13 protein-coding genes are annotated in these 14,475 nt (G+C 34.1%); 12 read left to right on the plus strand and 1 reads right to left on the minus strand.

Annotated elements, in window-relative coordinates:
• Positions 1 to 12 precede the first annotated feature (12 nt).
• The 11 genes from D2K60_RS19550 to D2K60_RS19600 all read left to right on the plus strand — a co-directional run bounded on the left by D2K60_RS19550 (position 13) and on the right by D2K60_RS19600 (position 11,106).
• On the plus strand, positions 13 to 999 hold the full coding sequence (locus D2K60_RS19550) for a metal ABC transporter solute-binding protein, Zn/Mn family (RefSeq protein WP_117170789.1): 987 nt from the start codon (positions 13 to 15) through the stop codon (positions 997 to 999).
• Positions 1,000 to 1,303: 304 nt separating this feature from the next.
• On the plus strand, positions 1,304 to 1,900 hold the full coding sequence (locus tag D2K60_RS19555; RefSeq protein WP_117170790.1) for a DUF5317 domain-containing protein: 597 nt from the start codon (positions 1,304 to 1,306) through the stop codon (positions 1,898 to 1,900).
• Between the two features lie 168 nt (positions 1,901 to 2,068).
• Positions 2,069 to 3,889, plus strand: a complete 1,821-nt coding sequence (locus D2K60_RS19560; RefSeq protein ID WP_117170791.1) for a bifunctional diguanylate cyclase/phosphohydrolase — start codon at positions 2,069 to 2,071, stop codon at positions 3,887 to 3,889.
• Positions 3,890 to 4,224: 335 nt separating this feature from the next.
• Entirely contained in the window at positions 4,225 to 5,244 is a 1,020-nt protein-coding gene (qoxA, locus tag D2K60_RS19565; RefSeq protein ID WP_117170792.1) for a cytochrome aa3 quinol oxidase subunit II, read from the plus strand.
• A gap of 18 nt (positions 5,245 to 5,262) precedes the next feature.
• Positions 5,263 to 7,206, plus strand: a complete 1,944-nt coding sequence (qoxB, locus tag D2K60_RS19570; RefSeq protein WP_117170793.1) for a cytochrome aa3 quinol oxidase subunit I — start codon at positions 5,263 to 5,265, stop codon at positions 7,204 to 7,206.
• Complete coding sequence (qoxC, locus tag D2K60_RS19575; protein ID WP_117170794.1) at positions 7,206 to 7,805, plus strand: cytochrome aa3 quinol oxidase subunit III; 600 nt, start codon at positions 7,206 to 7,208, stop codon at positions 7,803 to 7,805. Before qoxB ends, qoxC begins: the two co-directional genes overlap by 1 nt.
• Before the next feature lies 1 nt (position 7,806).
• Positions 7,807 to 8,106, plus strand: a complete 300-nt coding sequence (gene qoxD, locus D2K60_RS19580) for a cytochrome aa3 quinol oxidase subunit IV (protein WP_117170795.1) — start codon at positions 7,807 to 7,809, stop codon at positions 8,104 to 8,106.
• Between the two features lie 393 nt (positions 8,107 to 8,499).
• The gene (locus tag D2K60_RS19585) at positions 8,500 to 8,814 is read left to right on the plus strand and encodes an MGMT family protein (RefSeq protein ID WP_117170796.1); all 315 of its coding nucleotides are present in this window, start codon (positions 8,500 to 8,502) and stop codon (positions 8,812 to 8,814) included.
• 65 nt (positions 8,815 to 8,879) lie between these two features.
• Positions 8,880 to 10,022 carry a trans-sulfuration enzyme family protein gene (locus D2K60_RS19590; RefSeq protein WP_117170797.1) on the plus strand — a complete coding sequence of 381 codons (1,143 nt, stop codon included), beginning with the start codon at positions 8,880 to 8,882 and terminating at the stop codon, positions 10,020 to 10,022.
• An 87-nt stretch (positions 10,023 to 10,109) separates the two neighbouring features.
• Positions 10,110 to 10,868, plus strand: coding sequence for a (S)-benzoin forming benzil reductase (locus D2K60_RS19595; protein WP_117170798.1), 759 nt, complete (start codon positions 10,110 to 10,112; stop codon positions 10,866 to 10,868).
• Between the two features lie 136 nt (positions 10,869 to 11,004).
• The gene (locus D2K60_RS19600; RefSeq protein WP_117170799.1) at positions 11,005 to 11,106 is read left to right on the plus strand and encodes a YjcZ family sporulation protein; all 102 of its coding nucleotides are present in this window, start codon (positions 11,005 to 11,007) and stop codon (positions 11,104 to 11,106) included.
• Positions 11,107 to 11,157: 51 nt separating this feature from the next.
• On the opposite strand, the gene D2K60_RS19605 is transcribed toward D2K60_RS19600, so the two are convergent.
• On the minus strand, positions 11,158 to 12,033 hold the full coding sequence (locus D2K60_RS19605; RefSeq protein WP_162880800.1) for a helix-turn-helix domain-containing protein: 876 nt from the start codon (positions 12,031 to 12,033) through the stop codon (positions 11,158 to 11,160).
• Positions 12,034 to 12,167: 134 nt separating this feature from the next.
• Here D2K60_RS19605 and D2K60_RS19610 point away from each other — a divergent pair, with 134 nt between their 5' ends.
• Positions 12,168 to 14,450, plus strand: a complete 2,283-nt coding sequence (locus tag D2K60_RS19610; RefSeq protein ID WP_117170801.1) for a glycoside hydrolase family 127 protein — start codon at positions 12,168 to 12,170, stop codon at positions 14,448 to 14,450.
• Positions 14,451 to 14,475 lie beyond the last annotated feature (25 nt).

Here is a 14,475-nt window from a genome sequence, read left to right on the forward strand (position 1 = left end):
GAGAGTTAAGAAATGAGATTGTTATTACGATACATGTTAGTTATGTTGGTTGGTGGAGTATTGGTTGCTTGTGGAAGTGAGGAACAGTCAAAGTCTGAGTCAGAAGCAGTATCTGGAACAGAATCAGAACAAGTACAAATATATACGACCTTATATCCATTAGAATATTTTGCGAATGAGATTGGTGGATCCTATGTTGATGTAACTTCTATTTTACCCGCTGGTGCGGACCCGCATACGTATGAACCAACATCAAAAACGATGGTTGATATTGCAACAGCAGATGTCTTTATTTATAATGGTGCAAATTTAGAAGCCTATGCCGAGAAGATTCAAGAAGCTTTAATAGATGAAGAGGTAAAAATGCTTGCAGCTACTGATGGTTTAGATTTATTAAACTATGAGCATGAAGATGAAGAACATGCGCATGAAGAAGAAACAGAAAGTACAGAGGACGATGGTCATGATCACGGAGATATTGATCCACACGTATGGTTAGATCCAATGCTTTCTATTTCTTTAGCAGAAAATATTAAAACAGAATTAGTAGCACAAATGCCTGAACAAGAAGAGACCTTTGAAGCGAATTATCAGGACTTGGTTTCAAGACTGGAAAACTTAGATAGCACTTTCCATGAAACAATTGAAGGTTACGAACAAAATCAAATTTTAGTTTCACATGCAGCTTACGGATATTTGGAGAAAGCTTACGGAATTGAACAATTAGCGATTTCAGGAATAACTTCTTCAGATGAACCGTCACAAAAGGAATTAGAAGACATCATTGAACAAGTTAAAGAAAATGATATTAATTATTTGTTTTTCGAGCAAAACATCCAACCTAAAGTAGCAACTGTTATCCAGCAGGAGACTGGTGTCGACTCGCTAGAATTGCATAACCTTTCTGTGTTAACAGAGGAAGATATCGAAAATAATGACGATTACTTTACATTAATGGAGCAAAATTTAGAAGCAATAGAAACAGCCTTAGCTGAATAATAAAAGCGTGTGTCTTCTTAAAAACAGAAGATGCACGCTTTTTGTCGAACGAATAGTTATTTATACCTATTCAAACGAGCTTGAGGTGTGTTTTTCTTACATAATCTACGTATTTTAAGCAATTTATGCAAGAAAACTGATGAATATGCTTTAAAATGTGTGTGATTTTACCTATATTTGATAATGTTATTCAAAATAATGAGTTGAAATATCTTATATTTAGCATTAATGTATAAATATATATATTTATAGTAGATTGTAGATAAATTGATTCTCACAAATGTACAGTATTGGAGAAAAAAACATGGTATATGATGGTATTCTATTCGCTGTAATTGTTGGTTTTATACGGAAAGGAAATTTAAAGTTCTTAACAGAACCTTTATTTCGTTGGGGATGGATATTCCCAGTCATCTTAATAATTCAAATTTTTGTTTTCAATTTTCAAAACCAATTACCTATTCTAGGTGAATGGAGTAACAAAATATTTATCTTTGTATATATAGTTGGTTTATTCTTCCTTTGGCTAAATCGTAAACATGCTGGTTTTAATATAATAATGATAGGTGTGTTGTTAAATTTCATTGTTATGGCTATAAATGGAGGTCGCATGCCAGTTTCTGAAGAGGCTTCAACTATATTAGATCCGATGTATATGGAAGCAATTAAAAATGGATTTTATGGAAAGCATGCACTCTTGACTGAATCTACGAAACTAGCTTTTTTGGGTGATATTATTCCGATTACTTCCCCATATCCAAGAGATCAAGTTATTAGTATTGGTGATGTCATTATGAATGTTGGTATTTTCCTTTTTATTCAAAATAAGATGTTGCAGGACAAGCCAGCAAACGAGGAAATGATCTCAACGCATGAACTTAAAGGAGGTGAAATCAAATGAAAAAAGCAATGCAAAGCAATACAGGAATTAAACTTACTGGAGTTGTAATCAATGCTATAATTATAGGTACGTTATTAGTGGGATTAACATCAGGATTTAAGTTAGGTTAATAGTATAATAGTGGAGAGTTTAGACTCTCCATAGTTTCTTTTAAAGAGAGTTGATAAAATGATAATAGAAAAAAGGAAATTAAATATATTAATATTTCTCTCATTTGTGTATGTATTTGGTGTATTCTCTTTTTTAATATATATTGATTTCTCTTATCAATCTAATTTAGAATGGATCCTTTTGTACTCTCTTGTAGGTGCCTCTCTTATATTAAATCATTATAAAATACAACTTTTACCTGTTGGTAACTTTTTGTCACTGGATTCTTCTATTTATTTAGCAATATTATTTACATTCGGTATTAGTTTAACGCTAACTGTTTTATTGATAAACAGCATTATTTATTTCTTTTATGATAGAATATTAATTTGGTGGAAACATATTTTTAATTTTTCAATTTACTCAATCATGTTGTTTTTTTCATTTCATGTTTTTCAATTGTTAGGTGGTAGTGTTGGATTTGTGGATCCTCAAAATACAATTGCCTATATTAGTTCATTGTTCTGTTATTTTATTGTGAACACCCTTTTAGTTAGCATATACTTTTGGTTATTAGAAAGAAAAAACTTACTAGAAGCACTTAGAGGTTTAATGAAAGGTACAATTGAAAGTTATGCTACTACAATGTTGCTATCTATTGTTTTAAGTATTTTGTTGCAAAGCACACCAATTTTTGGATTATTTCTTTTTGTAATTATAACAGTACTACTATCTTTTACATTCAGGCAACAATTTACTCTTTACGAGTCTGTAAAAAGCAAAGCAAATATGGATCATTTAACGGGTCTTTATAATCATGGTTATTTTAAAGAAATACTAAATGAAAAGTTTGACGAAATGAAACAGGTTACTATTAATAAACCATTATCCTTGGCTATGTTGGATATTGATGATTTTAAAATATTTAATGATAGTAATGGTCATATGAAAGGTGATCACGTATTAACGTTATTTGGTGAAATATTATTAGAAAAATGCCGAGAGAAAAATTATGTGGTGGCACGGTATGGTGGCGAAGAATTTGTGGTTTTAATGCCTGAAACAAAAGAAAACCAGGCAAATGATTTCATTGAATGCATTAGAAAAGAACTAAACAATACATATATAGATGGAGTAGAAAGATTACCATATGGATGTCTATCATTCTCAGCTGGTATTATTGAATGGAATATAGAAATGTACAATCCGACCGAATTTTTAACACATGCAGATCAGGCGATGTATTATGCAAAAGAACAAGGCAAAAATAATACACATATACACGGTCACGAATTTGAACCGCTGGAAATTACAGCTTCTATAGAAGAATTGGAACAGCAGTTAAAATTACTTTTGGCCAAAGATATTTATACATATAGACATAGTAAACGTGTGTTTAAGTTTGCAGTAGAGTTTGGTAAATACCTACTACTTAGTGAACAAGACAAGAAAATACTTACCCTAGGAGCACTTGTCCATGATATAGGCAAACTAGAAGTGCCTAGAGATATTATTAATAAAACTGGAAAATTAACAGCTGAAGAATGGAATGCTGTGAAGCAACATGTAACATGGGGAAAAGAAATTATAGAAGTTGATAAGAAAAATGCTTCTTTAGTACCTTTGGTCGAATTACATCATGAGCGCTTTGATGGAAAAGGTTACCCGTATGGTAAAAAGGCAGAAGAAATACCTAAGTTAGCGCGGATCTTATGCGTTATTGACTCATTTGATGCAATGACAACGGAAAGACCATATCAAGAGACCAAATCTTACAAAGATGCATTAGATGAATTACGTGTTTGCGCAGGAACTCAATTTGATCCATATTATGCGGAAGCATTCATAGATTTTTTTAATAAAGAGTATATAGAGCCTGAAGAGGATATAACTATATAGAAGAAAAATTGCTTGGGATAAATTATCCAAGCTTTTGTTATGTTTACTAAAATAAAAAATAAAGCCACGGATTTGTTCAGAATCGTTCTTATTTGTAAACAATTATACAAAATCTAAGCCCAGAAATAATGGTTTGATTTATGATAAACTTTTCCTTAATTATGAACGTTTTGTGACACTTTGATATAATGTGTTACTTATCTACTTATAATTGTTAAAATAAGATTTAGCAATACTATTATTTACACTTTGTAGTCAATTAAGTATAATAACTCTTGTTATGCACAAAAATCAATAATAGATTACTAATGGATTTTAAGAAAGGAGAAGATGTAATGAAGCGTATTCGTACTATTTTCAGTATCACAGCAATATTGTTAGCTACGCTAACTTTAACTGGTTGTGAATCAAAGCTTGTAGTTTTTGATCCACAGGGTCCTGTGGCACGTAATTTAACTGATTTAATTATATTTTCTATTATTTTTATGCTGTTAATTGTTATAGTAGTTTTCATTTTATTTGGTTTCATCGTTTGGAAGTATCGTGCAAAACCTGATAATGAAGATTATGAGCCTCCACATGAGGAGGGAAGTACTGCGTTAGAAATCACGTGGTTTATTATTCCTGTAATTATTGTAGTTGCATTAACTATACCAACGATAATCACAATTTCAGATGTTGAAGATGTTCCGGAGGGTTATGAACAACATGAACCTCTAATTATTCATGTAACTTCTGCGGACTGGAAGTGGATTTTTAGTTATCCAGAGCAGGATATTGAAACGGTGAACTACGTTAATATTCCTGCAGAACGCCCGATTCAATTTAAAATGACATCTGCTGGCACAATGCAGTCATTTTGGGTTCCTGCGCTTGCTGGACAGAAGTATACGATGGCAAACATGCAGACACAACTTTATTTAGTAGCTGATCGACCAGGTGAGTATATTGGTAGAAATACTAACTTTAATGGTGAAGGATATGCACATATGTCTTTTGAAGTTGTTGCAGAATCACCAGCAGACTTTAACGAATGGGTATCTGATGTTAAAAATACTGCAAATGTATTAACAGAAGAAGAGTATAGAGAAATTCTTACACCTTCTATAATTGGACGTAAGACCTATAATGAGACGCATTTACAATGGATTGACCATGCACATGGTGGTTCAGAAGATTATATTAATCCTGAAGATTATGAAACACATCTTTATGAACAAGAAGGCGAGATAGATGAAGAAGATTCAGACGTATCTATCACAGATACAGAAACTGAAGAAGAGCAAGATGAGTCTGAATCAGATCAAACCCATGAAGAAATGGATATGGATGAATCAGAACACGAAGGACATTAAGTTGGGGGTGAGAAGCATATGAAATTAGATGAATTTTTTGTAACTGGAGATCCGATTATTTTCTTATCCCAAATTGCGATTGGATTAACAATTGTCGGATTGGTTGCACTTATAAGCTACTTGAAAAAATGGAAGTATCTTTGGCAAGAGTGGTTTACAACAGTAGATCATAAAAAAATCGGAATAATGTACGTTATTTCAGGTGTATTAATGTTTTTCCGTGGTGGAGTAGATGGTCTGATGATGCGTGCACAAACATCTCGACCGGGGTTAGAACTTCTAGACGCGCAGCATTATGATGAAATATTTACAACACATGGTGTTGTAATGATTTTATTCATGGCTATGCCACTGTTGATCGGTATTATGAACGTAGTTCTACCATTGCAACTAGGAGCACGTGACGTTGCATTCCCTAAATTAAATGCATTAAGTTTCTGGTTATTTTTCGGGGCAGCAATGTTATTTAACATTTCTTTCGTAATTGGTGGTTCTCCTGATGCTGGTTGGACAAATTACTTTCCTTTAGCGGGAGTAGAATTCTCGCCTGACATAGGAAATAACTTCTATGCAATTGCACTTCAAATTGCAGGTATTGGAACACTGGCCACTGGAATTAACTTTATTGTAACGATTCTTAAAATGAGAGCTCCTGGAATGACATTGATGAAAATGCCAATGTTTACTTGGACATCATTGGTTACATCTGTGTTAATTGTGGCAGCATTTCCAATTTTAACAATTGCATTATTGATGATGACACTCGATAGAATGTTTGGAGCACATTTCTTTACTGTTGCAGCTGGTGGAGACCCAATGCTTTGGTTAAACCTATTCTGGCTTTGGGGACACCCTGAAGTATATATTGTGGTTTTACCTGCATTTGGTATGTACTCGGAAATTATTGCAACTTTTTCAAGAAAGAACTTATTCGGCTATAAAACAATGGTAATCTCTATTGTAGCTATTGCATTTTTAAGTATGCTAGTTTGGGTGCACCATTTCTATACAATGGGTAATAGTGCAGCAGTTAACTCAGTCTTCTCGGTAACAACGATGATGATTGCGATACCTACGGGTGTCAAAATATTTAACTGGCTATTCACGATGCGAAAAGGTCGAATCAAATTTACCAATGCGATGATGTGGTCGCTAGCATTTATTCCATGTTTCACCATCGGTGGTGTAACAGGTGTTATGTTAGCAATGGCAGCAGCTGATTATCAGTACCACAACACAATGTTCTTAGTGGCACACTTTCACTATGTACTAATTCCTGGTGTTGTATTCGCAGTATTTGGAGCTCTTTATTACTGGTGGCCAAAAATGTTTGGTTTCACATTAAATGAAAGAATTGGTAAATGGCATTTCTGGTTATTTGTAATCGGCTTTAACATGACATTCATGCCAATGTTCTTTGTTGGATTAGATGGAATGTCACGTCGTATGTACACTTATTCAGAGAGTACAGGTTGGGCACCGTATTTAGGGTTCTCAGCTGTCGGTTCTTTAGTGCTAGCAGCAGGTTTCGCAGCTTTAGTTTATAATATTTATTGGAGTTTCCGTTACGCATCACGTGATATCGGAGGGGATCCTTGGGATGCTCGTACACTAGAATGGGATACAGCATCACCTGTTCAAGAATATAACTTTGCTATAATTCCTGAAGTAACTGAGTTAGATCAGTTTTGGAAAAATAAAAAAGAAGGTAGTAACAAGCTGAAAAAGGAGAATATAAAAGATATCCATATGCCAAGCAACTCAGGTATTCCATTTATAATGAGTATAGCATTCGGTATCGTTGGTTTCTTCTTAATATTTGAGTGGTTTACTTTAGCAGCTATTTTCTCTATTGGAATAATTGCTGGTTTAATTGCTAGTTCGTTTGATTATGACGATGGCTATCATATTCCAGCTAAAGAGGTATTAGAAACAGAACGTAAGTGGAGAGGTGATCTATAATGGCATCACAATCATCAACACCGTTAGAGTATAGTACGCATCAAAATGAAATGAATATTTTAGGTTTCTGGTTATTCCTAGGTGCAGAGATTGTTCTGTTTGCTACTTTATTTGCTGGTTACTTTGTATTGCAAGATGGAACAGCTGATGGACCAACGTTAGCTGAAATATTTGTCTTAAATGATGTATTAATTGAGACATTTTTACTTTTAACAAGTAGTTTCACGATGGGATTGGCGCTACATCAAATGCGTCACAATAATCTTAAGGGTATGCTCATTTTCACTGTGATTACTTTGTTCCTTGGACTTGGTTTCATGTATATGGAAATTAATGAATTTATTCATTACGTACATGAAGGTGCGACATTACAAACAAGTGCATTTACATCTGCTTTCTTTACCTTATTAGGTACACACGGAGCACACGTATCTTTTGGTATTGTTTGGGTCACAATGTTAATCATTCAATTAGTACGTAGAGGTATTACACCAGTGACATCTCGTAAATTCTTTATTGCTAGTCTATATTGGCACTTTTTAGATGTTGTGTGGATCTTTATCTTTACCTTCGTCTATTTGAGAGGAGTGTTGATGTAAGATGAAAAAACAAACATTATTTCCGATGAATCACGTAGTTGGTTTTGTTTTGTCAATTGTATTAACAGTCGCAGCAGTATTAGTTGTTTATGAAACTACTTTTGCAGCATCGATTAAGATGGGCATTATCGGTATTTTAGCAATTTTTCAAGCTTTAGTTCAGTTAATTATGTTTATGCATGTTACTGAAGGTAAATCAGGCGGTGTTAATATTATTAATATTGCATTTTCTGTTTTCGTGGCTGGTGTTATTGTTGCAGGTTCAATATGGGTCTTAACTACAGGACATGCAGCACATTAATTTAATCAATAACGCGTTATTATCTAATTGAGATAGTAACGCGTTATTTTTTTTGGTCTGAGAAAGAAATCAGTCCACAGACTTAATAGAATTCAAGCTTACTGCGGTTTTGAAAGCCATTTGTAAACATTATACTTACATTATCAAGAAAAAAGGAGGTTAAATCGTATGTGTAATGTTTATGAAATAGAGAATCAGATTAACGCTAGACGACCGAAGTAAGTAAGATAATTTAGGAGTGGAGGTACGATCACATGACGGCCGTCATAAATAGGAATAAATAAAAGCTATTTTCCGTGCATTAGTTGTGGAGAATGGCTTTTATTTATTTCTCTTTTTGATCATGATATACTAATAAGATAAAATGATTAAGAAAAAGGGACCGATCAGCTAATGGAAGATTTCACGCAAGTTGTTATTCATGTTATTCGTAGTATACCTGAAGGGAAAGTCATGTCTTATGGTCAAATAGCGCGTGTGGCAGGAAATCCAAGAGCAGCAAGACAAGTTTCACGTATTTTACATAGTATGAGTAAGAAGTACAAGTTACCCTGGCACCGTGTGATAAATAGCAAGGGTGAGATTAGTTTGCAAGGGGAAGGTCATGCATCACAAAAGTGGTTACTTGAACAAGAAGGTATTCTATTTGATACAGCATCTAAGATTGATTTATCCGTCTATCAGCATCGGATGGAAGAAGTGATGTAAGAATGGTTTTTTTCTTCATAGTAAGATAAAGTAGTAACTAACACTTCATAAGGGGAGAGAGAATAGTGGGTCATAAATTCGATACAAAATCCGTACATTTAGCTTTAAAAAATAAGAATGTTATAGATAGCAAAGTAACACCGATCTATCAAACAACAGCTTTTAAGTTTTCCGATTTAGATGATTTAGAGGGTTTTTATCAAGGTGAAAAAGATTATCTCTATTCAAGAGTAGGAAACCCAAATACCGATGAACTTGGATCTGCGGTTGCACAATTAGAAAGTGCACCTAAAGGGCTTGCGACTTCTTCCGGTCTATCAGCTATTCTAGTTGGAATTTTAGCGATGGCTAAATCAGGGGATCATATTTTAGCTTCTACTGATATTTATGGTGGGACTTATCAGTTATTAGCACATGAGTTAGCTGATTTTGGGATAGAAGTTACCTTTGTGAATTTTGAAAAGATTGACGATTTGGAACAACATATCCGTGAGAATACGAAGCTACTGTATTCTGAATCTGTCACAAATCCATTACTTCGTGTTGAAGATATAGTGTCGCTTGTCAAACTCGCTAAAAAGAATGATATTTATACGATGATTGATAATACATTTGCTACACCGTATTTATGTCAACCATATACAGATGGGGTTAACCTAGTTGTCCATAGTGCGACTAAATATTTAGGTGGACATAGTGATGTAACAGCAGGAGTACTTGTTGGTGATGAATATTTAATTGATAAAGCGAAAGCAAAAGTCGTGAATATTGGAACGAACTTGAGTCCATTTGAGGCTTGGTTAGCATGTCGAGGAATAAAAACACTTAGTGTCCGAATGGAACGTCATGTGAAAAATGCACAGGCGCTAGCTGACGCGTTACATGAAAATTCTTTCGTTACAAAAGTCTATTATCCGAAGAAAGTTTCAAGTAAGGGAAATGGTGCAATTGTTTCTATTGATGTTACAGGTAAGTGTGATATTAAAAAGTTCTTTCAATCTTTAGATTGGGTGAAAATTGTTCCTACATTAGCGGGTGTCGAAACTTCTGTCTCTTATCCGCTCACAACTTCGCATCGCGCTCTACCTAAAGAATCACAGGATGAATTAGGTATTACCGAAGGATTGGTTCGTATTTCTGTAGGTATTGAGGATGCAGAAGATATTATCACTGTATTTGAACAAGCAATTAAAGCTTCGAAATTATAGAGAAAATGCACCTTACAAACAAAATGTGAGGTGCATTTTTTAAATAAATATTCAGAAAATGTATAGAATAAACGAGGAGGTTTGATGATGAAATATGCTGTTATAACAGGTACTTCAAGAGGTCTAGGAGCATCACTTGCAAAATTATGTATGGAACAAGGAATGCATGTATTTGGTGTTTCTAGACAAACGGACATTACACTAGAGAAAGTAGCTAATAATACATCAGGTACATATGAACACCATGCATGTAATCTAGCAAACGTAGAAGAAGTAGAAAAAGTGTTCACAACAATCGCGGATCAGGTGTTTACAAAAGAGACAACCTACGTGTATCTGATTCACAATGCAGGAATAGTTAATCCTATCGATACTTCTGATAAACATACGATAGAAGCGATAAACACACATACCCATGTTAATTTAATTGCACCAATGATAACGACTAGTTTATTTTTGGGTAAAGCCATCCAAACAGATGTCCCATTAATCATCGCTAACGTAACATCTGGTGCAGCTGATCGTTCCGTCTATGGTTGGAGTGCATACAGTGCAAGTAAGGCAGGATTGAATCGTTATACAGAATCTGTTGCACTTGAGCAAGAACAATTACAAACGAAAAATAAAGTCATTTTATTTGATCCAAGTATTATGGATACTGATATGCAAGGTGAAATCCGCTCTTCAAGCAAAGAAGCATTTAAAGATGTTGAACAGTTTAAGCAATATAAAAACGATAATAAATTAAGAGATACGGATACAGTAGCAAAAGTACTAACTTCTGTATTATTTAATCCTGAAGATGTGATAAACGGTAAGTATTATAGTGTGAAAGACTTCTTATGAGATAAGGGTTAGCATTAAAGAATGCTCATTTAACGCTTTAAAACTAAGCAAAGCACCCATTTTTTGAAATTATACTTCCATTCTGAGGCTTATTACATATTCTATAAGTGTAATAAGTAAAGGAGGGGTTACAAAGATGAGTGCAGGATATAGTTATGGTTCTGGATTTGCGTTGATTGTTGTTTTATTCATCTTATTAATTATAATTGGTGCTTCATGGGGTATCGGTGGATACTAAATTTGCATAAAAGCATCTAATAAAAATAGAGGACTCTAATAAAAGGGTCCTCTATTTTTTATGTGTTATTTGGTAATTTTGATTGAGATACACAGACGGTGCCATACCAGTAACTTTCTTAAAGACACGACTAAAATAAAAGGCGTTTGAAAAGCCTAGCTTATCACTAACTTCTGAAACATTAATCAATTCTGTTTTGAACAAATTCATCGCTTTTTCAATTAATATTTCATTTTGAAACTGTGTAATACTTTTCCCTGTTTCTTTCCGAAATATAGTCGATACATAAGCATAATTCATATCCATTGCCTGACTAATTTCTTCAGCAGAAAGTTTTTTGGTTGTCTGTCTGCATATTTTTGTTAATTGTGCAATAATTCGCTCGGTTCTTGGATGGACTTTTGACTCCTTTGAATCTTTGTATAAGTTAATAAATAATGTATAGGTCATTTGTGATAACATAAGTGGCCTAATTTCATCTTGGCTTTTATCTTGTTCAACTAACTTATCTAACTGTAATGTGTAAAAATCAGGTTGTGTAACTTGCCCTTTTTTAGGTAAATTTAGTTGTTGGTGATAAGTATCTTTTGCAATCAAGGACGTTTGTTGGAAATTATGATAGTCATCTAAAGGCGCTATTTCTATTGGTGGATCATAAAAGTGAATGTAATACCAGCTTGTCCCTGGAATATAGGGACTGGCACCCCAATGGATAACATTTTTTCTTAAAAAAAGATAGGAACCACCTAATAATATATGGGCATTGCCATCTTCAATTACTTCTATTCTCCCTTTAATAACAAAGATAAAGACATTAATATCCTTTAACTTGCGATGGGGATGATATAAAACACCATGTTCATCTAACATAAATCCTACTTCTCTAACTAATGGTAATTGATAGGTAGGAAGTTTTATATCGTTCATATAAAGCCTCCGTTTTTCTTTATAGTATAGCATGAAAAACCAAAAATAAGATATGTTTTCTATAAGTAGGTGTATTCCAAATGGTCAGTTTAAGACGCATAATAGAAGTAAATTATGGAGCGAGGAGAATATATATGAATAAAGTCGTTTTAAATAGTGGCCTTTTTAAAGACTCAGAAGAAAAAGGAAAAAGTTATTTATTATATTTAGATGTTGATCGGTTAGTGGCACCTTGTTATGAGGCAATTGGAAAAGAACCGAAGAATAAAAGATATGGTGGCTGGGAATCGATGGAGATTGCTGGACATTCAATAGGGCATTGGCTTTCTGCTACAGCAATGATGTATCATGTAACCGGTGATTCAAAGGTAAAAGAAAAATTAGATTATGCAGTTGCTGAATTAGCTTATTTGCAATCACTTGATTCAGAAGAATATGTAAGCGGATTCCCTAAAGATTGTTTTAATGAAGTATTTACCGGTGATTTTCGAGTTGAAAACTTTGGATTAGGTGGTTCTTGGGTTCCTTGGTACAGTATTCATAAGATTTATGCCGGTTTAATTGATGCGTATCGACTAGCAGGTAACAATCAGGCACTAACAGTAGTAACGGGTTTATCTGATTGGTCGTATAAAGGTTTATCAAAGTTAACGGATGAACAGTTTCAAAGAATGTTAATTTGTGAGTATGGTGGCATGAATGAAGTAATGGCTGATATGTATGAGATTACCAATGATCCTAAATATCTAGATTTGGCTATTCGATTTTGTGATCAAAGTGTTTTAGATCCATTAAAAGATGGAGTAGATCATTTAGAAGGCCAACACGCAAATACACAATTCCCAAAAGTGATAGGTGCTGCGAAATTGTATGATGTAACGGGAGATGAAGTATATAAAAAACTCGTAACCTTTTTTTGGGAGCAAGTCATTAATCATCGTACCTATGTAATAGGTGGAAATAGTAATGCAGAACATTTTGGCCCACTTGATACGGAACCATTAGGTGTTCTGACAACAGAAACATGTAATACGTATAATATGTTGAAGTTAACCGAGCATTTATTTGATTGGAACCCAGATAGTAGGTATATGGATTATTATGAAAATGGTTTGTATAATCACATTTTAGCTTCACAAGATCCTGATTCGGGAATGAAGACCTATTTTGTTTCAACAGAACCGGGTCATTTTAAGGTGTATTGTTCACCAGACGATTCGTTTTGGTGTTGTACTGGATCAGGAATGGAGAATCCAGCTCGTTATACAAAAAATATCTATACGAGAAAAGACAATGCGCTTTATGTAAATTTATTTATTAATTCTACTATTACATTGGAAGATAAAGAGATCCAATTAGTACAGGAGACTGCTTTCCCAACTGGAAATCAGAGTGAGATTCTAGTTAAAGAGGCAAACGGGGCTGCATTATCGATAAACATTCGAGTTCCTTATTGGTTGGCGGATAATATGAACACGCGTATAAACGGTGAGTTAATTAACCCTGAAGTTGAAAATGGTTATCTTATTCTAAATAGTGAATGGACTGCAGGCGATCGAATTGTATTTGACTTACCAATGAAGTTGCACAGATATGTAGCGAAAGATGATCCACATAAACAAGCATTTATGTATGGACCAATTGTTTTAGCGGGTGCGTTAGGAAAGGAAAACTTTCCTGAAACTGACATTGTAGCTGATCATCAGCAATTTAATAATTATAAATTGATAGATGTTCCTACACTTGTAACAGCAGAAGATGATGTGAATAAATGGCTAAAGTTAATTGACTCTAAGCCCCTAACCTTTGAGACAATGGCTATTGGTCAACCTGGTTCTGTCAGTGTGAAAATGGTTCCATTTTATGCACTGCATCATGAACGTTATACGTTATATTGGAAAGTGATGAATGAGCATGAGTTTGCTTCCTTTGTAGATCATGAAAAAGAGGCAATTGAAAAAATACGGGCGATCACTGTTGACCATGTTCAACCTGGAGAACAACAACCTGAAAAGGATCATCAGATAAAAGCAGAAAACTCAGATACGGGTTATTTAAATATTGTACATCAAAGCTGGCGTGACGTTAAAGATGAGGGTTATTTCAGTTATCAAATGGCTGTTGAGGATACTGTTCCAATGTTTTTACTTGTAACGTATTATGGTGGCGATGGCGAGCATTATATCGATGGTTTTTCTTATCAAAGAGATTTCATTATCGAAGTAGACGGAAGTCACGTTGCAAAACAAACATTAATAGCGAGTAAATCTGGGGAATTAATAGATGTTTGTTATCCAATTCCACCTGTTCTAACAAATAATAAAGAAAAAGTAGAGGTCAAATTCATTTCTACCGAGGGAAATATTGCTGGTGGTATATATGGTGTTCGGATGATTAATACACCTATAGAAGTATAATAAATAAATTTAAACTGCTAATTGA

The sequence above is a fragment of the Paraliobacillus sediminis genome, from assembly GCF_003426055.1.

Coding starts and splice junctions, on each gene's coding strand:
- D2K60_RS19555 (WP_117170790.1), top strand. CDS start 1,304: ATGGTATATGATGGTATTCTATTCGCTGTAATTGTTGGTTTTATACGG.
- D2K60_RS19605 (WP_162880800.1), bottom strand. CDS start 12,033: ATGAACGATATAAAACTTCCTACCTATCAATTACCATTAGTTAGAGAA.
- qoxC (WP_117170794.1), top strand. CDS start 7,206: ATGGCATCACAATCATCAACACCGTTAGAGTATAGTACGCATCAAAAT.
- D2K60_RS19595 (WP_117170798.1), top strand. CDS start 10,110: ATGAAATATGCTGTTATAACAGGTACTTCAAGAGGTCTAGGAGCATCA.
- D2K60_RS19585 (WP_117170796.1), top strand. CDS start 8,500: ATGGAAGATTTCACGCAAGTTGTTATTCATGTTATTCGTAGTATACCT.
- D2K60_RS19550 (WP_117170789.1), top strand. CDS start 13: ATGAGATTGTTATTACGATACATGTTAGTTATGTTGGTTGGTGGAGTA.
- D2K60_RS19560 (WP_117170791.1), top strand. CDS start 2,069: ATGATAATAGAAAAAAGGAAATTAAATATATTAATATTTCTCTCATTT.
- qoxA (WP_117170792.1), top strand. CDS start 4,225: ATGAAGCGTATTCGTACTATTTTCAGTATCACAGCAATATTGTTAGCT.
- D2K60_RS19600 (WP_117170799.1), top strand. CDS start 11,005: ATGAGTGCAGGATATAGTTATGGTTCTGGATTTGCGTTGATTGTTGTT.
- D2K60_RS19610 (WP_117170801.1), top strand. CDS start 12,168: ATGAATAAAGTCGTTTTAAATAGTGGCCTTTTTAAAGACTCAGAAGAA.
- qoxB (WP_117170793.1), top strand. CDS start 5,263: ATGAAATTAGATGAATTTTTTGTAACTGGAGATCCGATTATTTTCTTA.
- qoxD (WP_117170795.1), top strand. CDS start 7,807: ATGAAAAAACAAACATTATTTCCGATGAATCACGTAGTTGGTTTTGTT.